The 21516-nt window shown below is 31.9% G+C and carries 20 protein-coding genes; 3 read left to right on the plus strand and 17 right to left on the minus strand.

Features of this window, described 5'->3' with window-relative positions; translation table 11 throughout:
* Positions 1-99 precede the first annotated feature (99 nt).
* Together QBK95_RS22915 and QBK95_RS15935 are read right to left on the minus strand one after the other, a co-directional pair.
* The gene (locus QBK95_RS22915; RefSeq protein WP_348637344.1) at positions 100-969 is read right to left on the minus strand and encodes a VOC family protein; all 870 of its coding nucleotides are present in this window, start codon (positions 967-969) and stop codon (positions 100-102) included.
* Positions 970-988: 19 nt separating this feature from the next.
* Positions 989-1537: an SRPBCC family protein gene (locus QBK95_RS15935; protein WP_280935541.1), complete on the minus strand. Its 549-nt coding sequence runs from the start codon at positions 1535-1537 to the stop codon at positions 989-991.
* 145 nt (positions 1538-1682) lie between these two features.
* On the opposite strand from QBK95_RS15935, the gene QBK95_RS15940 reads away from it, so the two are divergent.
* Complete coding sequence (locus QBK95_RS15940) at positions 1683-2792, plus strand: helix-turn-helix domain-containing protein (RefSeq protein WP_280935542.1); 1110 nt, start codon at positions 1683-1685, stop codon at positions 2790-2792.
* Between the two features lie 15 nt (positions 2793-2807).
* On the opposite strand, the gene QBK95_RS15945 is transcribed toward QBK95_RS15940, so the two are convergent.
* On the minus strand, positions 2808-3494 hold the full coding sequence (locus tag QBK95_RS15945) for a LytR/AlgR family response regulator transcription factor (protein ID WP_280935543.1): 687 nt from the start codon (positions 3492-3494) through the stop codon (positions 2808-2810).
* Entirely contained in the window at positions 3491-4552 is a 1062-nt protein-coding gene (locus tag QBK95_RS15950; RefSeq protein WP_280935544.1) for a sensor histidine kinase, read from the minus strand. The genes QBK95_RS15945 and QBK95_RS15950 overlap by 4 nt, the downstream gene beginning before the upstream one ends.
* Before the next feature lie 217 nt (positions 4553-4769).
* Here QBK95_RS15950 and QBK95_RS15955 point away from each other — a divergent pair, with 217 nt between their 5' ends.
* Positions 4770-6227 (plus strand): serine hydrolase domain-containing protein, encoded by a 1458-nt coding sequence (locus tag QBK95_RS15955; RefSeq protein WP_280935545.1) that lies wholly within the window; start codon positions 4770-4772, stop codon positions 6225-6227.
* Between the two features lie 164 nt (positions 6228-6391).
* Here QBK95_RS15955 and QBK95_RS15960 read toward each other — a convergent pair whose 3' ends face one another.
* From QBK95_RS15960 to QBK95_RS16010, 11 genes are all read right to left on the minus strand, one after another.
* Complete coding sequence (locus QBK95_RS15960; protein WP_280935546.1) at positions 6392-7111, minus strand: DUF547 domain-containing protein; 720 nt, start codon at positions 7109-7111, stop codon at positions 6392-6394.
* 21 nt (positions 7112-7132) lie between these two features.
* Positions 7133-8011: a hypothetical protein gene (locus tag QBK95_RS15965; RefSeq protein WP_280935547.1), complete on the minus strand. Its 879-nt coding sequence runs from the start codon at positions 8009-8011 to the stop codon at positions 7133-7135.
* Between the two features lie 356 nt (positions 8012-8367).
* On the minus strand, positions 8368-8778 hold the full coding sequence (locus QBK95_RS15970) for a DUF6326 family protein (protein ID WP_280935548.1): 411 nt from the start codon (positions 8776-8778) through the stop codon (positions 8368-8370).
* Between the two features lie 160 nt (positions 8779-8938).
* Entirely contained in the window at positions 8939-10036 is a 1098-nt protein-coding gene (locus tag QBK95_RS15975) for a ligand-gated ion channel (protein WP_280935549.1), read from the minus strand.
* Positions 10037-10080: 44 nt separating this feature from the next.
* Positions 10081-11016, minus strand: a complete 936-nt coding sequence (locus QBK95_RS15980) for a hypothetical protein (protein WP_280935550.1) — start codon at positions 11014-11016, stop codon at positions 10081-10083.
* Positions 11017-11058: 42 nt separating this feature from the next.
* Positions 11059-11499 carry a hypothetical protein gene (locus tag QBK95_RS15985; RefSeq protein WP_280935551.1) on the minus strand — a complete coding sequence of 147 codons (441 nt, stop codon included), beginning with the start codon at positions 11497-11499 and terminating at the stop codon, positions 11059-11061.
* Between the two features lie 470 nt (positions 11500-11969).
* Positions 11970-12542: a cysteine hydrolase family protein gene (locus QBK95_RS15990; protein ID WP_280935552.1), complete on the minus strand. Its 573-nt coding sequence runs from the start codon at positions 12540-12542 to the stop codon at positions 11970-11972.
* Between the two features lie 143 nt (positions 12543-12685).
* Positions 12686-13363, minus strand: a complete 678-nt coding sequence (locus QBK95_RS15995; protein WP_280935553.1) for a DUF2490 domain-containing protein — start codon at positions 13361-13363, stop codon at positions 12686-12688.
* 23 nt (positions 13364-13386) lie between these two features.
* Complete coding sequence (locus QBK95_RS16000) at positions 13387-15336, minus strand: S9 family peptidase (protein ID WP_280935554.1); 1950 nt, start codon at positions 15334-15336, stop codon at positions 13387-13389.
* Between the two features lie 11 nt (positions 15337-15347).
* Entirely contained in the window at positions 15348-18566 is a 3219-nt protein-coding gene (locus QBK95_RS16005; protein ID WP_280935555.1) for a WD40/YVTN/BNR-like repeat-containing protein, read from the minus strand.
* Positions 18567-18585: 19 nt separating this feature from the next.
* Positions 18586-19359 carry an MBL fold metallo-hydrolase gene (locus QBK95_RS16010; protein WP_280935556.1) on the minus strand — a complete coding sequence of 258 codons (774 nt, stop codon included), beginning with the start codon at positions 19357-19359 and terminating at the stop codon, positions 18586-18588.
* 115 nt (positions 19360-19474) lie between these two features.
* Between QBK95_RS16010 and QBK95_RS16015 the strand changes: the two genes are divergently transcribed.
* Entirely contained in the window at positions 19475-19708 is a 234-nt protein-coding gene (locus tag QBK95_RS16015) for a hypothetical protein (RefSeq protein WP_280935557.1), read from the plus strand.
* Between the two features lie 9 nt (positions 19709-19717).
* Here QBK95_RS16015 and QBK95_RS16020 read toward each other — a convergent pair whose 3' ends face one another.
* Positions 19718-20071 carry a hypothetical protein gene (locus QBK95_RS16020; RefSeq protein ID WP_280935558.1) on the minus strand — a complete coding sequence of 118 codons (354 nt, stop codon included), beginning with the start codon at positions 20069-20071 and terminating at the stop codon, positions 19718-19720.
* Between the two features lie 270 nt (positions 20072-20341).
* Positions 20342-21487 carry a serine hydrolase gene (locus QBK95_RS16025; RefSeq protein WP_280935559.1) on the minus strand — a complete coding sequence of 382 codons (1146 nt, stop codon included), beginning with the start codon at positions 21485-21487 and terminating at the stop codon, positions 20342-20344.
* Positions 21488-21516 lie beyond the last annotated feature (29 nt).

Genomic DNA, 21516 nt, shown 5'->3' on the forward strand with positions numbered 1-21516 from the left:
TGACTTGTGTGTAATGGATCCAAGCTCTAAGATATATAATTATTTGATAACATTCCTAATTGTATCTTACTGTATCAATCAGGAATGTTATTGATTTTTTTAATGTTGATCAATTAAGATTGGATTGCCATCGGGATCATTAATCATAAAAGAAGCTGGCCCTTTTTTGGTATCCATGCCATTGGATATTCCTATTTTGATTTTTTTAGTTTTCATATGTTGATATAGCTTTCGTGCATTATCAGGAGCAAAAGTCAGTGTGTTAGCAGGAAACATCCCTTGAAACAACCCTATTTTGGAGCTACCATTTTTTAGAACACACCATTTTTGATCTATAGTACCATCAACCATTTCAAACCCCAAATTGTTATAAAATTCTTTAGAGGCTATAATGTCTTTTACAGCTAATGAAATAGAAAAAGAACCTACATCTATAGAATACTTGTTTTTGGTCAAATACCATATGTATGACCTTCTTTTTTGCCAATTTCCATCGGATGTAATACCATAAGAAGTAGATGTAAATCTATCACCGTCTAATGTAGAACGATGTCCGTGAATACTTTTATGGCCTTCTGGAGATATAAAATCTTGTATCATTTCAGTTTGATTATCTTTTATGATTTTCATAGAACCCCTGCCAATAGTACCGTCGATACTGTATTGTACAACCATGCCCTGTTTTTTTTCAAAATCCCAATACTGTCTAAATTCCCAGAAAATCCTTTGTTTATTACCGTTAATCAATCCATATAGAGTTCCTGTCATACTTTGTTTTCCGATACCCCATTTCCATTCCATACCATATTGATCAAAAGGTTCTTTCTCGTTTTTATATGCAGAGTTATCGGTAATCCATATTCCGATAGATTGTTCCATGTTTTTGGCAAACCAGTCTGGTATTTTTTGTTGGCCATAAATAATTGTGGCTAAAATCAAAATGGGAATGCTAGTGATTACTTTTTTCATAATTTTAGTTTTAGATATATTAATTCTCTGCTAGTTTCTGCCAGTTATCTAATAGGTATTCGGTATCTTCTTCTGCTTGTTCCATACCCATAGATAAAAAATAACCACTTAGGAATGGGCTGTTAAATTCATAAGAAAAATCTAATAACAAACGAGTTTGTGTAGGGCTTACGGCTTCTACTTTCCAAGATCCAGCAAGTGATTTTAATGGAAAAGGATAATCTTCTTTTTGTGTATTAACTACAAATCTAAATTCTTCTCCTGGTTTCCAGAGTGTACAAGTTTCTTCCCAACTGCTTCCATCGGGAGCACTACAAACACGTTTCATTCCTAATCCACTTCCTTTTACAATCTCTACATGACTAATATTAGGAGCGGTAACTTTATGATAATTCCCTACATCGGATATCACCTTCCATACTTTGTCTTTGGGAGCTTCAATAATTCGTTCTGCGTAAAAATGTTGTTCTCCTTTTGCTTTTGGATACTGAACAAATCCATAGACCAATAAAAGCACGATATCTACTACTAAGAATAGTGCTAATCCTTTTAAAATTTTGCGTACCATATCTATTTATTTTTGAAGTAAATGTAGCCAAGAAAATCACTGAAACCCTTATGAATTGGGAGCTCTTAATTAATTGAAACACCTTTGTAGCATATTCTTATCTGATAGAGTTTCCCATGTAATTAAGGAGTACTATTTTTATCATATGAACAGTATAGAATCTTTTGCATTTGTGATCACCTTTGTATTAGGAGGTGTAATTTTAATAGGGTGTTTTATTATAATGATCATTCTGAAAAGTACTGCATTAAAACAATCTCGTGTTTTTTTAGCATTAACACTTGTGGGATTACTGCAACATTTGGTAACGTATTTGTTATTTACCACTCAATTAATAAAGCAATGGCCTCATGCATTTGGAATTGGTTATCCATTGTTATTTTTGGTAGGTCCATTTTTCTATATGTTTGTTAGAAGTTATGGAAATACAGAGTTTCGTTTACAGAAGTTGGATCTACTCCACATACTTCCGTTTATTATAATGCTTTCACTATTTTTTCCTAGGTATTTTGAAGACACAGAAGCTAAACTAGCCTTAATAAATTATTATTATGATATATTACCTAATGGGGGAGTTTCTTTTTCTATTTGGTTTCAGAATAGTTTACATCTGTTGTTATTGTTGGGGTACGCAATAGCATCATTTTTTTATGTATATCAAAAGGATAAAAAGAACAGTGTTTTATTGAAGCGTTTTAGTGTGCTTTTAGGAGGATTGTCTTTTATCGAGTTATTGTTACAAACGGGGTTTTTATTATCAGGCGCTTCTGCAATAACAGCAGAAATTGTTCTTTCGGGATTAATGTCTATTACGATTTTATTATTAGGATATTGGATTGTAGATATCAAACAAATATTACCCATATTAGAAAATGAAAAATATAAAACATCACCATTGTCTGTATCTAGATCTATCGAAATTCAAAAACGAATCGAAACTTATTTCGTAGAAGAAACATCTTATTTATATCCTAATCTAAAGATTAGTGATGTTTCTAAGGCTATAGATGTGCCTTCGCATCATATTTCACAGGTATTAAGCGAAAAGATGAATTTAAATTTTTATGAATTGGTCAATGGTCATCGTATCACTAAGGCCAAAGAAATGCTTAGATCGGGAGCTTTGGATAAATTATCAGTACAAGCGATAGGTGAAGAATGTGGATTTAGCAGTAAAACTAGTTTTTATAGAGCATTTAAGAAGCATACTAATATGACACCAACAGCCTTTTTACAGGAAGAAAGAACTAACTAAGAATATTGAATGCTTTTATTTCAATGCTAACCGTTCCATTAGTAATAGTTTATAGGATTGTCCTACAGATAGTTTAGTTTGCTGTATGGTAATCGAATTTGTGTCAAAAGCAGTAATATGATCTAGATTAATTATTGTGGATTTATGAACCTGAATAAAACGATCTCCTAATTCTAGTAATGCATCTTTTATCGACTGACGTGCTAGAATAGTTCTATTGCTCGTATAGTAAGTGATATAGTTGCCATCTTTTTGTAGATATAAAATATCCTTAAGATCTGTTTTATATTGTTGTTGCCCGCTTTTTACATACACAGTGGTATTAATTTTTTTAAGACCTTCTGGTTGCTCGATTACTTGTTGAATTTTTAATAATGCTTTTAAAAAACGCTCAAAAGAGATAGGCTTTAGTAAGTAATCAGCCACTTGGTATTCATAACTTTCTACTGCGTACTCAGCATATGCAGTTGTAAGAATAATTTTAGGAGGTTTTTCTAAAGTTTTTAGAAAAGAAATTCCTGATAACTGAGGCATATTGATATCGAGAAATATTAAATCTACTGTGTTTTCTTTTAAATATACCAGCGCTTCGATTGGGTTTCTAAAACTATGAACACATGCTATAAAAGGTAATTTTTCTATATATCCTTTAAGCAATTCAATTGCATTAGGTTCATCATCTATGATTACAGAAGAAATCATTCGGAAAGATTAATTGTTAATTGCACATAAAAGGTATGTTCATCTTCTGTAATATCCAAATTATGCTGATTAGGATATAGTAGTGCTAATCTTTTTTTTACGTTTTCTAAGCCAATACCTGAATATTTTTTTTCAAATTCTGTTTTCCGAAGGAAGTGTTTAGAATTTTTAATTTCAAAACGTAATTGAGGAGATTTAAACTCTAATTTAATATCTATAAAAGAGGGAGATTGAATATTAAGCCCATGTTTAAAAGCATTTTCTACAAAAGGAATTAATAATGTAGGTGCAATTTTCGGGTTTTGATTCTTAGTATCTACAATAAATATAATTTCAAAAGGATCTTCTGTGCTATATCGTAGTTTTTGAAGTGCAATAAAATTTTCGACAAATTCAATTTCTTTAGAAAGTAATACATTGTCAGATTGTGTGTCATAGATCATAAATCTCAATAAATCAGATAATTTAGTGATTCCAGATGAGGTTTGTGTGTTATGAGATCTCTCAGAAATAGCAAGCAAATTATTTAACGCATTAAACATAAAATGTGGATTGATCTGGGATTGCATTAGTTGTAGTTCAGCGCTAACTTTTTCTTTTTCCAGAAGTTGCTGGTTTTTCTCCAAGCGTAATTGGTGTCTTATAATTCCATATATGATGGCAATCGTAACAAAGAACAAATTGTAAAACAAGAAGAACTTTATCATCATAGCAAGGACTGGAGTTTTTTGCAGATAAATAATTATCAATTCTATTCCAGTTAAAATAATCAATCCCAGTATAATGAATAAAGAGAAATACACGTATTTTTTTGATGCGTAATAGTTCGGGATTAAGTAAAATGTAATGCTATAGAATAATGGAATAATACCAAGCATTCCTAAAAAATTTGGTAACGAAAACAATCCCACTTCTATGGTTTCCTGAATAACAATTCCATTATCATTTTCTACAGTATTCTCTACAATTCCTGTTTCCGTAGTTAATAATAGAATTGAAATTGAAACAACCCAAAAAATTATATTTAGGAATATTTCTACCCATTTTTGTAATGTCATGTTTTGTATACTCACAATTCAAAAATATAGATAAAAGTTGAACAATAAGCCGAAATGTGATGTATCTCCATTTTATGTTATGAATATCAATAATCGTGTGGTAAAAACCATTTATACCTGTTTCAAGTTAAAAATAACTTATTCTTTGTCTTGGTAACATTTTGTTGTAACTCTTTTGAAATCAATGTATTATTGAGCTTCAAAAAAACGAACAATTATGATTAAAATTTTAAAACTAGCATTGATGATAGGTGTACTTATCTCATGCAAACAACAATCGACAACGGCACAAACGGCAACGGGAAAAACAATAGAAAAAAAAGCAGCATCAACGAATAAAGAGCGCATAGCCAATTACCTAGATCAATTAGAGAATACAGGGTTTTCAGGAAGCGTATTGGTCGCTCAGCATGGAAAAATTCTTTTAGAAAAAGGATATGGGTATGCAGATCGCGAAAATAAAGTGAAATACACTACAGCAACCGTTTCTACTATCGGATCGATTACAAAACAATTCACAGGAGCGGCTATTCTTGTATTAGAAATGCAAGGTAAATTATCAGTAACAGATAAACTTACCAAGTATTTTAATAATGTACCTGATGATAAAAAAAATATCACTCTACATCATCTATTAACACATTCTGCAGGCTTGCCACCAGCGATAGGAGATGATTATGAGAAAATAACTACAGATGAGTTTATGAACAAAGCCATAAACAGAAAATTACTTTTTGATCCAGGAACACAATATGAATATTCTAATGTTGGCTACAGTGTACTAGGAATTATTATCGAAAAATTGTCTGGAATGTCTTATGAAGAATATCTTTCAGAAAACTTGTGGAAACCTGCAGGAATGTATCAAACGGGATATCAGCTACCGTCTTTTGATCATATTGCAGTGGGGTATCGAAAGAATAGTAAATGGGGAAGAACTACAGAGAGAGCTTGGGCAACCGATGGGCCATTTTGGCACCTTAGAGCTAATGGAGGAGTATTATCTACACCACAGGATATGTATAAATGGCATACAGCTTTATTAGGGAATAAAATCTTAAGTGATGATGCTAAAGCAAAATTCTACGGAAAGCATATCGAAGAAGGTGAAGGAGCTGGATCTCATTATGGATATGGTTGGGCAATTTTTCCAACACCAAGAAATACAGAGTTAATTGCACATAACGGAGGAAATGGAGTTTTCTTTGCAGATTTTTGGCGTTATCTGGAAGAAGATATAACGATCTTCATGATGACAAATTCAGTAAAACGTTCATATGAACATATAACTTCACAAATTGCAGGAATATTATTAAAGCCAGATTTTATACCCGAAGTATCTGCAGAGCATCCAAATCCAATTACTGGGGAAATGGCAGATCAATTGATAGCCGATTTTATGGATACAGTAAACACAGATAATAAAGATCAATGGAAATCCTTTTTAGAACGTAGAACATTATCTTCTTTTTTAAACTCTTTTCCGATGGAAGAGCATCTCCAATTCTTTAATCAATTTCATACAAAATTAAAAGTCGGCAAAATCGCAGAAGTACGATTAAGTGAAGATGAGATTACATTAGTCGTTGATACTAAAACAGGACCACAAAAAATAGACTTCAACGTTATCCTGATTCCAGATGGATCACTAAAAATTGATGGGATACGCATGTGATAATAAACAAATTTTTCAAAAAAAACAGCAGTATAACAGTGTAGGTTATACTGCTGTTTTTTTTAAAGATTTTTAAATATACTTATAAAGTTTTTTTGTGTAAGTGTTTGTTAAAGTACAAGTTAAATAATGAGCCGAAACGAAGATATAAGTCTAATATATAATTATTCCCTTTCATGTAAACTCCAATCATATTCTAAATATTCAATAGTAGATGTACTACTGATTTTTGTTGTAGCATATGTATTGATATAACGTTTAACATCTCCATCATAAAAATCTTTAGCATACCATTCAAACACCTTCGAAATACTTACTTTTCCAGAAGTAATAAGATTTTTAGTAGGATCATTAATATAATCGATGGTTCTTTCTTCCAGTGCTTGGGTAATATTCCTACCAGTATACGCTCTGTTCCATAATTTTGGTGATGAAGTGGCAGCGCAATTCAGTAAGAAATGAATTCTGGGCTCATCCATTTTTCTTAGAATTGTGTGTTCGATATCATCTAGACTATATTGAACATTATTTATAGTAATCGATTTTTTCTTCCATGGATTTTCTAAATCATTTATAGAATTAATAGGGTAATGATCAATGATCATTTTCATTACAATAGCGTTGTATAGGTTTACCCAATATGCTAGTTTTTCAGTATCATTAGAATCGGTAGTAGGATAATTAGTAGATAAGGATTTAAAATATTTGTCAAATAAAAATTTATCTCTAATAAAACCTTTATAGTCTACACTACCATCGTTGGATACATTTAGCAATAGTAATTGATCCCATACCATATGATCAATATGATTCTTTTGTGCGTGTATATCCACACAGAAATATGGTAATGCAGCTATCAGTATTAATATATATATCTTTTTCATATGATGTACTTTATTATTTGGTTAGTGTACTTTATAGACTAATCCTAAAGATACGGAAGATGCTCTATTATAATTTCTTCCATCCATATTAACCGTATATCCAGATGACACACCAAAACTTTGTTTATAAATAGGAATATATATATCCAGATATAGATTTGTATAATCAACTTCTGTTTCTGGCAAAGCATTTGCGCCACCTGCATCTACAAATTCTTGAGTACCAATATCCAATCCACTTAAAGAGTTTTGTACGCCTATTTTGGCGTGCGTATAAAACCACTTATTATAATATCCTAGTTTAGCGCTGTATATCATAGCATTAGGGATTTCAAAATCTGGATTATTCCTTAAGCTATATGCCGCTTGGAGTTCAATAAAAAGATTTGAAGAAGTTTTAAATTGTACAAAACCACACCCTTCATATGCAGTTGCTCCGTTTCCTATAGAAAGTATGCCTGCTTCTTCATAGCCTCCAACAGGTATCGTGACTCCAGTTGCTCCTCCAAGAGATAGTCTAGATTGATTAGATAAATTTGTATCTAATATTTTAGCTTTTAAAAAAACACTCAAATCTTGTACACCTTCTACTTGACTTTCTCCTATAACAGGATCTAATGTACCGAGTTCACTTTTTGTGGATACATAAGGTATTGCTACTGTTGTGGATAACCAATCTGAAACCCCATATTCTCCATAAATGCTAATAATGGACGAAGAAATTTCTCCCATATTCATGGGATTAGTTTTCGTAATAGATTCTCCACGATAAAAGTTGTCAAAACTTTTATAGGAATAGGAAGAAGCAATTGTTAGCTCCTTCTTTTTTGGGAAAAACCCATTTAATAATGTTTGAGCCGATAATGATGAGAATGATACAAAACAAAGTACACAAATCATCTTTTTAGAAATTGTAATCATATTATCATATAATATTAGGTTAGTTAGGTAGTTTTTCTGATGTTTTAAATCGACAAAACTACGGTTTTACCGTAATGTATAATAATTTAGTTGAAAAACAATATTTTATCGATGAAATACTCAAATTATTGATTTATTTTAATAATAACTATTATAAATCTTACTTTTTTGATGTTTTTATGAAATAATAATAGGGGAATTTTACTATTTTTTTAAATCCCAAAAAACCACCTTGTTATACAAGATGATTTTTGATAGAACAAGAATTTCAATATTGATATAATCGATAAAAAAACAAATAATGTAATATTATATGAAAATACGAGCTACTTAATTTACTCCGTAATATTTTTAGGCCATTTCCAGGCATGCCAAACAATGGATGCAGTAATACAACTTTCTACAACCCCAAGAAATACATAAAAAGCATACCATGGTGTAATCGAAGTAGCAGCTATTAATACCATTAATAAGGTGTATAAAATCCCAAAAACAATATTGAATAACTTATTGATCGAAGGCTTTAATAAGATCGATAATGCAATCATTAGAGCAGGAATAACCAATACAATAGATGCTATCAGTAATTTAATAGGACTATCTAAGACATTAACACCGCTTATTAGACTTTCTACTTTTTCAGGGGCATATAATTCAAAATAATCACCATATACATAACAGAACATAACGGATGTCCATAAAGCCGCAAGTTTGATTTTTATATTTATTTTCTGGTTTTCTAACATCTTGATACGATTTAATGGTTGAAATTAATTAATACTATTCTCTTATATCCAGCACACGTTAATTATTGGATATACTAATAAAGACGTTTAAATTATAGAAATGGTTGCCTGACAATAGAAATCATGTATTTGATTTAGAAAATCAAAAGAATTGGATGTCTTACATAATTAACCTAAAATATAGATATATCATAATGATAGTGTATGCTAAAGGAAATCCGTATCTAAAATGTTTTTGTAACGAAATCCGATCTTCATTTTCTTCTATTCCATTGATTCTATGATTTACGATTACCGCGAGGATTCCCAGAAAAATAAAAATATATCCTACGATAATCACATATTCAATGAATGTATTATAGGATAGTTTAGGAAGAATTGATGCAGAATAGAAATTAAACGCAACAACAGTTAGCATTAATGTAAAACCAACCCCTATTTGAGAACTAAACTCTTTTATCCAAAAAATTGAAAACGAAGCCATAATGATAATGAGAAGCGGAAACAATACTTGCCATTGGTAATATCCAGATAACCTTTTTGCCTTTATTTCAAAAACGACTCTCGAATAAGAATTCTTTTCAGAATTGACATGAGCATCCATATACTTGTATTTTTTTGTTGTGATATGGGCATCACTACTTATAAATTCCCAATCTTCGCCGAGATAATCATCTGCATTATCTTCTAAGAACAACTTAGGATTTGTAAAAATAATATGGTGATTACTATAAGAAAAAGGTTCTATTTCTACCAAATACTGCTGTGAATCAAATGGAAACTTAATATAGTCCATATCCGAACTAAATGTACCGAAGAATCGTCGCTCGTATTCAATACGTCCATTAGCATAAATTTCAATTCTCGTATTTGGAGTATCCTCACTGCCTTGTACATTGATAAGTTCGAATGCAGGAACCCATAGTTCATTTTGCATAAGTTCGCTTGCTCTTGCGTTTTCATAGATAATAGATTGCATCAAAGAATCTTTAGGTGTAAAAGGTGCATCCTTATCGATCCAGGAATAAAGCAAATATCCATCAATCTGATAGGTTTCATTTACCGAATTGATATTGTATATTTTATTAATACGTAATGTAACCGAAACTTCTAAAGGAGTAGTGTCTGCAGAGGTTTCTATATCTTTCTGAAAACCAGAGAATGAGTAGAATAGTATGGTGAGTATTAGTATGAAATATTGTGGATTAGGTGTTTTTATGGTTTTATGAATTTTGCGTGATATGATTTCTAGCTTCATGTTTTAGGAATCTTAATAGACCAGTTTTGCGGATATAATTTATTTTACCACCTATCTTTTTTATCTGTTTTTCCTGATGTTGATTCTTTACAACCACAAGGCAATTCGTCGCGATACTCACAATATAAGGTGATTTCCATTTTTGTATCGTTCTTGTGGTTGTTATAAAAGTCTTTTAGGTTAATCGAATATTTTTTTTCTCCATTAATTTTAAAATAGATTTCATGATGAAAAAGAATATCATTTAAAATGGTTACCTCACAATCTAAAAATTGTTTCCCTTCATTGATCGTCCACGCGTCTTCATAATACGGTAAAAACAATCTTGTCAATGGAGGTATTTTTCGATTTAACGATCCAATACCCGAAGCACCTTTGGCCTCGCTGTAAAGCTCTTTGTCCAACCAAGGAAAATCCTTACATTCTACTTTAAAAGGAACGATATCTACTTTCCATAAATCAAAAGAAGCATCAAAAACAACAGGAATGTATTTGATTTTCATGAGTTTTAAAATATCATAATCTAGATATACTTGTTGTACAGGTTTATCGCCTTCAAAAACAAATTCATTTGGCGTTGCAATACCAATATCATATTCGGTATTTTTATTGGGTTTCCCCTTTTCATCTCTATGGAATACTGGTGGAGAAGCAATGTAATATTTGGAAACATAATAGGGAGCATTCGTTTTTTTATCTATTTGATATCCATATGGCAAGTTTGTAAATACCTGATTTTTTTTATGCCATTCTAAGCCATTTGGCGCTGCACTCCAATTTTCAATATTTTTATTAGAAATGATAGTATTACACCCAAATAAAGTTACACCTTGATGTTTATATTCTTTTTGAGGTTTTATTTTGGAAGTTCCTACATTAAAATTTACATAGCCCTTGGTTTTTGAAGTAAACGTGTTTTGAGCGACTGAGATTGAGGAAAAAAATAGTAGTGCAGTGTAATATAAAATAGGATATTTCATCGAGTAAATTTTGTGCGTTAAGGTTATCGTGGTTGGAAGTCTTTATATTCGAATACATTTAAAGGCTTTCCATTGATTTTTAAGATATTCACTGGGTAAATCATCGTCATTTCTGTCCATTATTCTATTAAGTGAATCACAAACTGCTCTTTCGGCCCTGATATCACAGGCATTTTTTTCTTGACGCCCATTTGCATCTTTTAGGCAAAGGACATAATTTTCAATAGCATCATTGATATTATCACTAATAACATCCAGAATCCTTTGGTCTATTTTCATTAGAGAACCAACGAACTCCTTTGCTTCTTTAGGGTCAAAATTAGAGGGCTTTTCAACTTCTTTACGATCAAAGTATGACCTGATGTTTTCTACGGTTAGTGATAGTCTTTCTGAAATTAAAAATTCAGCAACTTTTATTCCAGTATCAATATATTTTAAGACTAGTGCTCCACTAGCAGCGGCTGCAAATGCTCCTAAAGCCATATTTTTATAGTTTAATTAAACAATCTCGTTCTAATTTAATTCAAATACCATGTTTTCGTTGAAATTACCCAAAACAATAGTATATGGTTACTACAATATTTATATCTCTGATATCTCAGGAATATAAGTATCATAATTTTATTGATTTTCTATGAAGAAAACCACAGTATTTTTTACTGTTTTATATTGTTAAAAAGGGGGTAAAAAGCAATGTAAGAATACTAATCTAAACAATTATTCTGTAAGTTAAAAATATCTGTATTGGTAAAATAATGGGAGTATTCCCTTTTTTGTAGTCAAAACCTTTGTGAATGCTAAAAAAAATCGAGAATGAAGTAATGGAAAATTTTCGTTAAAAAATCTATAGATTCCAATTAGTGATGTCTGCCTTGATATTGTGAAAGCGTCCAATTCGGGAACTTCGTATTATAACTGGATTTTAATTGAATACAGATTAATCTAAGAAGTATTTAATTAAAAATCCCTAGTATATCTTTTGTTTGTACAATCTTAGCAAACTCATCTTTAAGATTGGCAATTTCGATATCATGAACCATTTGCGCATCATATCGTTGGCCATTAGCACCAATTTTATCAAATGCCGCAACACCATCTTCAATTAAAAATGTGTTAAATCCATAATTAGAAGCCATTCTGGTACTGGTAGATACACAATGTTCTGTGGTTAATCCTGCAATAACAACATTATTAATACCTCTATTTTCTAATTGTGTTCTGAGATCGGTCCCAATAAAAGCGCTATTCACGTTTTTTTCGATAACTGGTTCATTAGTTTGTGGTATGATAAAATCCTGAAAATCATTACCAGGCTTTCCTTTAGCTAATGGAGAATCTGGATTGGTAGAGCAATGTTTTACATGAAAAATAGGAAGCTCTTCTGCTCGCCATTTATTTAATAATGCTTCTATGTTTCCTTCTGCTTCTGGATTGTTGCGTTCTGTGCCGTAATATCCAGGACGATTAATACCTTTTTGTACATCTATTAGTAGTAGTGCAGGATTATCTTTTTTAGTCAAGGTCATTATCTTCTTTTTTAAAAGGTCTAAAAAGGATTACATATCAATTGTCGATCTGAGCTTGTTGAATACATTTTTGAAATCAACGGATAATAAATTTCTGTATGCTCAATTTGACAACAATGAATCACTTTTTAGACCTCTTCTCTTTATTTACTTTTTCTAAAGTCGGTATTAAAAATAACACCTAACTGTAATCGATCAAAATTTCGTCCTGTAAAATGATTTTTTAAGTATCCTAACTGAATACTGAAGTTTGATTGTATATTATATCCTACAGCTCCATACAATCTGTTTTGCCCAAAAATTGGTTCTTGCAAATTGATAAACACTTCATCATATACATTTAGAAACCATTTGTCATTAAATGGATATGTAAGTTGTAGTCGATATCTTGCTCGATGTTCTGTGAAATCATCAAACTGTGTACTGATAAATCGCTGTTCTAATCGATAACGATGTTCAAATTTTACTTTCCCTACTTCATTCTTAAGGATAAACTGTTCAAATATTCTATGTTCATTACTGTTTTCTTCACCATCAATTTCGGCAAAAGTTCCATCGGTATTGATATATCCATATCCAATAGTAGCGATAGCGTTCTCTGTGAGATGATAATTTAATCCTGTTCTTAACAATAATTGGTTAAATGTACCAGCTACTTCGTAAAATCTAAATTGAGCTTCTGAATGAATACTCAGTTTATCAGTTATTCGATTTGTGCCAAAATACATATACCAGGCACCCCATTCATCTTCTCCAGTGTCTTGGGCACTCGTATTGGTAATAGTCATAAATATTGCAGCAAGGACAATAATTTTTCTCATAAGTAATCGGTAATTAAATTGTTTTAGGATTCTGATTTTACTGTTTTGGTTTTAGCCTTTCCATCATTAATGACTTCTGATCCAGGCTCCTTGAGATACTTGTCTAAGAATTTTAGAATTCTTCCGTAAGCTTCAATCTGATTCTCTTTTTTTACAAAACCATGTCCTTCATCTTCGAATAATACGTATTCTACAGGTACACCATTTTTCTTTACTCCTTCTACAATTTCATCAGATTCTACTTTTAGTACTCTAGGATCTTTGGCTCCTTGAAGTACAATCAATGGTTTTGTTACTTTTTCTGTATGAAATAATGGAGAAATCTTACGTAATCTTACAGAATCAGCAGTGTTAGGATCTCCCATTTCTGTATATAAAGCTTCTTTAAAAGATTCCCACCACGGCGGAATACTTTTTAAGGTTCTTAACCAGTTAGTTACTCCAAAGATATTTACTCCTACCTTAAATTCTTCTGGTGTATAGGTAAGTGCTGCCATTGTCATATAACCTCCATATGAACCACCAATAATACCAATTTTATTAGCATCAATAATATCTTGTTGCGCTAACCAGTCTTTTCCAGCTACGCAGTCTTTTAGATCTTTGTCTCCGTGGTTTTGATCGTCCATTTTAAAGAACGTTTTTCCATAACCACTACTTCCTCTATTATTTACTGCTAGGATTGCATATCCGTGATTAACATAATATTGAATTTGTGAACTAAATCCTTGTCTCGATTGCCCTCCAGGTCCTCCGTGTACCCATACTAACGCAGGAACTTTATTGTCAACCGTAGCTTGTTTCGGCTTATAATAAATTGCGGGAATTTCTAATCCATCAAAAGATTTAAATCTTACTACTTCTGAAGCAACCAGATGATCTGAATTAATATCTTTATTGAGCACATCAGTCAATTGACTATGCTTTTTGGATGCCAGATCGTACGAATACACATTTCTAGGAGTACTTGATCCTGAAACATTTAAAAACGCCATAGATTCATCTCTAGAAAAACGTGCACTGGAAATCTCCTTGTTTTCGAATTTAGGAAATTCTACTGCTTTGCCAGTAGCTACTTCTTTTACATCCATTACAGTTTTAGCATCCTCATTAGTAAACATCACTTGATATTTTCCATTTCTGGTAAAATAAAATGAACTGATATCCCAGTTTTTTTCTGCCACTTTTTCTTTAGTTCCATCGGCAAGATTGTACTTCATTAAATAACTAAATTCTGCATTATCATCTGTGGTATAATAAAATGCGCTGTTATCCTTAGAAAAATCCTGAGGTCTATTACCACTTATGTTCTCATTGATTTTGGTTTTTTCTTTAGTCTCTGTATTCATGATATATAGATCAATATCATTCGTGGTTACTGCTTTGGTCAGTGCAATATACTTTCTATCTTCAGACATTCCGCCAAAATCCATTCCATCATTGTTTTGATATATCATTTTGGATGTAAAGTCAGCGATATTCATTTCGTAATGATCCATAAACTTAGGATCCCTCTCATTACTTCCATAAAAGAAACTCTTTCCATCTTTTGACCAACCTCTAAATAATGCTCTTACATTTTTCTCTGGAGTTAAACGTGTGATTCCAGCGCTATCTTTAAGGAAGATCTTATATATTTCATCACCATTACCATCCATTCTAAATAGTATTCTGTCATCTTCTGGGAAATAGGAAATCCCGAAAACAGAGGAGCTATCCGATTTTGTAATAGGGATTAGTTCACCACCTTTTACAGAAGTTGTATACATATTGTAGATGCCAGAACGGTTACTGGTCATTAATACTTTGGATTTATCTTTAGAAAACCCATTTGCAAATGCATTTTCATTATCCATAAACTGTTCAATAGAGTATTCTTCTATTGTAATAGGTTTTGCAATTTCTTCTTTCTTTTCCTTTTTACAGGAGTGGAGTAGAAGTACACCAAGTCCTAAAATGATAAGTTTTTTCATGTGTGAAAGTTTTAATTGATTGTAAAGGTTTTTATTTCTTTGAAGGGAGAAGTCTCTAATTTCTCTATATTCTCTTGATAGGGTTTCCACTCGTCATTAAAGAAAGTATTTGTTTTGTTTAATGCATCTGTTAATGCATCTTTAGCATGTTTTATCAAAGTATTTTCTGTAGATGTCAAACCATTTTGGCGACTACCTGTATAAAATCCAGCAGTACCAAGGCGTTGCATAATTGTCACTTCAGGATTACGCGTAATTCCTTGTCTTTTGTCTTCTTTACCTAGATAAATAGCAATGGTAGTATCAATCTTTTTAATGATTTCTTTAGATGCTTTGATTTGATCTTTAAATTTCTTTTTATCCAATTTTTTAAGCTCTTTTTGATATTTTGAGGCTACGTTTTTACTTTCTACCAATTGCTTTACTGCATCTGCAGCGGTTTGCCTCATCGATTCTAAGTTTTTAGAAGCCGTATAGATCTCATTGATGTTTTGCTGTGAGACTTGCAATCTAGGATCTGATTTAACCTGAATGTTGGTTTCAGATTTTTGATCGCCATATTCCATAATTAGTCTGTAAGTTCCTGGTTTAACACCAACTCCTCCTGGTTCACCTTTAGATTTCTGGATAGTTCTTGATGGGCGATCTACGCCTTTTTCATCCATAAACCAACGCATTTTGTGTATTCCTGTAGAATCAGGCGTTTTTTGTTTCAGTGTTCTAATAAGTCGATTACCATCATAAATTTTTAGATGAATAGAATCCCACTTTACTTTATTTTCTTCTTTTTCATCATCTGTTGTATCATTTTCATCTTCTTTGTTACCACCCTCTTTTTTAATCTCTTCTTTTTTCTTTTCTGCTACGGTTACATAGTAAGAAATATGAGCACCAAAATTACGATTCTCTCCATTGTATAAGGCATCCCCACCGAAACGACTTCCTGTAGGTTGTTGATATGCTGCTCGATAGGCAATTGGAGGATCAAAAAGCTGTAATTTTTGATTTAAAATACTTTTGTTTTTTGCTAAAGCACGTAATGGTCGAATATCATCTAATACCCATGCAGCTCTTCCAAAGGTTCCAATTACTAAATCATGTTCTCTAGGTTGTATCACTAGGTCTTTTACAGAAACTGTAGGAAAACCAGAGGTCCATTTCGTCCATTTGTTTCCAGCATCTAGAGAAATATACAATCCGTCATCTGTTCCTAAGAAAAGTAAATTTTTCTCTATAGGATCTTCTACAATACTAAGTGTATAACTTTTTACATCATTTCTATCTACAATACGCTGCCAGGTTTTTCCATAGTCAACCGTTCTATATGCATATGGAGTATAATTAAATCTTCTATAATCATTAGCTACTAAGAGTGCTTCTCCTTTTTTCTTATTAGAAGCTTTTATTTGTACGATCCAGCTACCTGCAGGTAACCCTTTAATATTTTTAGAGACATCAGTCCAGTTTGCTCCTCCATTTTGAGTAAGGTGCACACGTCCATCATCTGTGGCTGCCCAAAGCATATTTTGTTCTAATGAGGATGGTTCTATAACTAAAATAGTACAATGATTTTCTGCTCCAGTAGCATCCATAGTTAAACCACCACTTTCTGCTTGTTTTAGTTTTTCGGGATTATTGGTAGATAGATCAGGGGAAATGATTTCCCAGGTTAGCCCTTTGTCTTTACTTTTATGTACAAACTGACTTCCAAAATACAGTGTATTATTATCAAAAGGGTCGATATTAATAGCAGCGTTCCAATTAAAGCGCAGTTTTACTTCAGGATCAGGATGAGTAGGACGTACTGTATAGTTATTACCAGTCATCCAATCATAGCGACTTACAAAACCTTGTTGACTCATAGACCATCCATATCTCGAATCATCTTTGTCTGGAACCACATCAAATCCATCTCCAAAAGAAATTTCTTGCCAATAAGAATTTCTGATACCTTGAGCTTTCCATACATAGGCAGGTCCACGCCAGCTACCATTATCTTGCATACCTCCATATACATTATAAGGAAACTCATTATCCACGTTAATATGATAAAACTGAGCAACAGGCAGGTTTCCTATAAACCTCCATGTTTTTCCTCCATCTTTGGTAATATTTAACCCTCCATCATTACCGTCAATCATAAAATTACCATTATTAGGGTGAATCCACCAAGCATGATGATCTGGATGAACACCATTATCCACGCCATATGCAGGCATTAATTGTGTGAATTTTTTACCACCATCCTGAGATACATTTACATAAGTAAACACAGAATACACTCGGTTTTCATTCTGAGGATCTACATAAATTTCTGAATAATAGAATGGACGGTTACCAATGTCATTTTTGTCATTTATTTTCTTCCAAGTAAACCCTCCATCTTCAGATTTATAAAGCGCATTTTTTTTAGCTTCGATTAAGGCATAGATGATGTCTGGTTTGTTTCGGGCTATTGCAATTCCTATCCTCCCTAAATCTCCTTTAGGTAACCCATCTTTATCAGTGCTTTCTTTCCATGTTTTTCCACCATCATGGGTAATAAACAACCCAGAACCTTCACCACCTGATTTAAAAAACCAAGGATCTCGTTTGTGTTCCCATAAAGCAGCAATCAATTTATTAGGGTTTGTAGGATCCATAACCAGATCAGCAGCTCCGGTTTTATTATTCGCAAAGAGTATTTTGTTCCAGGTTTCTCCTCCGTCTGTAGTTTTAAAAACACCTCTTTCTGGATGTTCTCCCCAAGGAGAACCTATTGCCGCAGCATATACTGTGTTAGGATCGGTTGGATCAACAATAATTCTATGAATATGACGCGTTTTTTCTAAACCCATCAGTTTCCAATGTTTACCACCATCTAATGATCTGTATATCCCAAATCCTCCGTTAAGACTATTTCTTGGATTACCTTCTCCAGTTCCAACCCATATCACAGAAGGATTGGATTGCTGGATCGCTACCGCACCAATTGAAGCTGTAACTTCTTTATCAAAAACTGGATTCCATTTGATACCTCCAGAAGTAGATTTCCACAATCCTCCAGAAGCTGTTCCTGCATATATGATATCCGGATTAGAAATCACTACATCGATAGAGGTTACACGTCCACTCATTCCACCAGGACCAATATTACGTGGATGTATGTTTTTTACATGATCCATAGAAAACTCCTGAGCAGAAATAGTTGACGATAGTATCAAGGATAATAGCAATAGTAATCTTTTCATTGTTTTGTAAGTGAGTTAATTATAGTTGTATTTGTTGTTCTAATGTATTCAAGAAATATACATCGGGATAGGTTACTTTCATATCCTGCAATTCTTGTTTGTTTATTCTCGGCGAAATATGCGTTGCTATAATATGCTTTGGATTAATATGTTTTTTAATTAACATAGTTGCATTGTTATCCAATAACATCCAATATGGCAGGACTGCGATATCTATGTGTTCATTCACTAAATCTAATTGACTAAATAAATTAATTTCTTCCATCCAATTGGTATCTCCTACATGTAGCACTTTTTTAATACCAAAATCAACAAGATACCCAACATTTTCGACAGAGATATGCCTTTTACCTACGTGGTTAATTTTTAAACCTTTAATTTCAATGTTTTTAAGCTTTACAACTTGTTTATCGTAATTGATTGTTGATATTGTAAAAACTCTATCTTTAAAATGTTTGATTTCCTTAGTGATCTGATTAGACCCCAATAGGATTGCTTTTTTATTAGTGTTTAAATATTCGTTCGAAAGTAATGCGCTAAAATGATCCCCATGATAATGAGTAAAAAGAATCCCATCAGGTAGTAATTTCGTTTGTATCTTATCTATCAATGTTGATGGAGGAAAAAGATAATCATCTCCATATTCGGTATGTAATCCATCAATCAATACAGAAGATTGTCCATCTGTTATATAAACCCCTATATTTCCTATGTATGTAAAGGATAACTTCTTTTGAGAAAAGGTGAAAATACTAGAGAATAGAAGCGTTAAAAGGAATAGTCTTTTTAACATTTTTTTGATTGATTACTTAATTATGTGCTTAAAGTTAAGAAAATGAAAATGCGAAACTCTTAAAGGGGTGTTAACGTGAAAAAGAGGTACATTTGAATGGAATAAACTTGTCATTATGAAATTTATAGAGCTTACGTTAAAAAATCATATTATCGTTCATGGATTTGATGCAAGAAATCATGAGATAACTGAAGAAGTGAAGGTGGAAACAGCTTCAAAAAAGCTAGTAGCAATTGATAGAATACTCTCTGTGAGCGAGCAGTTTATTTTAATACAATATGCATATAACAGAGTTATATACTGGGAGTATTTAGAAACATATGAAAATGTACAAGCAATGCTTTCCTAAAACCTAAATTTAAGGATTCATTATTTTGGATTTTTTACTATTTCGTGCTGAGATTAGTTTAAAATCCTTATTCACTTTTACAATGATAATATTTCCTGTATGGAGATTAATCATTTTCCATCTAAAACCATAAGAAGTTTCAAAGATGGCAGATCTTGCCATTTTTCTTAGATCAATCTCATCTATTTTTTCGATAACTTCAGTAGCTAAAATATCAAGTCCTCTTTTTTGGACCTCTTCATCAGAAAGTTTACGATCCGTAGTGTTTTGAGTGCTATTGGCCAAGAATTGGTCTGTAGAAAAATTACTTGGGTATAATATACCGAAAGAAAATAGTAATAAGTAAAGTATATATTGTTTCATATTTTGTTATTTAATAGAACTATATACTATGCTTATCACATAAGATATAGTTACTAGATTATTAATGTTGTAACCATACTGTTGTTGTCGTTTGTACTAAAATTTAACATTCTTAAAATAAAGGGGACAATAAAATTAAGCCATAAAAAATCTTTTTACGGTATAGTTTTGTTAAAAAAAGGCTAATAAATCTTAAAATATGGAATTTTAGATGCTATTTAGGCTTTCATTTTGAGGAATTGTCAGAAAAAACGAGGTTTTGAGGAAAATCTACTTCTTTCTATGTTTTTCTAAAGTATAGATTTTTCTACCTAATTCAGCTAGAAATGGAATACCAATAGTATCATATTCGTAAGTGTCATCGTTATAAATTCTATTTTCATTTACATGTATAGTTGCCGAGAGAATAAATTCTATATCATTTTTAGTATCCTTTATATATGCACAATCTACTAGATATCCATAGGCATTTCCAACTTTGTTATAAATTTTTATATGTTCTGGGATAGCTTTTTTTGTGTCACCAAACATGAAAAACTTTACATAACCATCGTAATATGTTTTGGTTTTGTACCCTGCATCCGATGGTAATATTTGCATGGTGTTTATAATAAAATCCTGATCATCTTTTGTAATATTAAAACGCTCATTTTTCGAAAATGAAGCAGGAAATTGAATTCGTTTCATTATTTCATGTAAAGATCTTAACGGGAGGTAGTTTTTTTCTGAGAAATCCTTTGGTTTCCTGAGTAATGTGTCATTATAAATATAACCCGTACCTTTTAATACTTTATCCAAGGATAATTTTGATAACGGTCTATTTTCTATGGTTGCCTGTTCATAGACAGGAATACTATCTTGAATATGATTTTTGAATACTATAGATTGGGTTTTCAAATTTTGAGAATGAAATGCAGACAATCGATGAGAAATACGACCAGTAATATTTTTAGAACTCAGTTTTTCATTGATATAATCCTGACCAAGGAATTCAAACAGACGATTATAAGCTTGATTATCGCTTACCGCAAAAATGTCAATGATTTCTTTTTCAATGTTGGTATGAAGCGTATCACGTTGTAGTATAAAATTCGTCTTTCTGTTTAGATGAATTCCACGTTCTTGTAATTCTTTTATCTTTTCTAAGGCGATTATAGCAATTGGAAATTTTACCGTGCTTGCAGGATAGAAATAGGTGCTGTCCGATACATTGAATTCATAATCTGTAAAAGTTACTTTTCCGTTTTCATCTTTATCAATCTGGCTATATAGTATCTGAACCTCGTGTTTTTCGATATTTTGCATTACATTCTTGATGCGTGGCGTATCAGAATACAACACTTCTTCTAAAGGATTTTTTTTAGCACAAGAAGTAGCAAAAATGCAGATAATAATTATAGAAAAAGTAGATTTCATACTGCAGAAAATTCATTAATATTTATTGA

It is taken from the genome of Aquimarina mycalae, from assembly GCF_029906345.1.
Classification (GTDB): Bacteria; Bacteroidota; Bacteroidia; order Flavobacteriales; family Flavobacteriaceae; genus Aquimarina.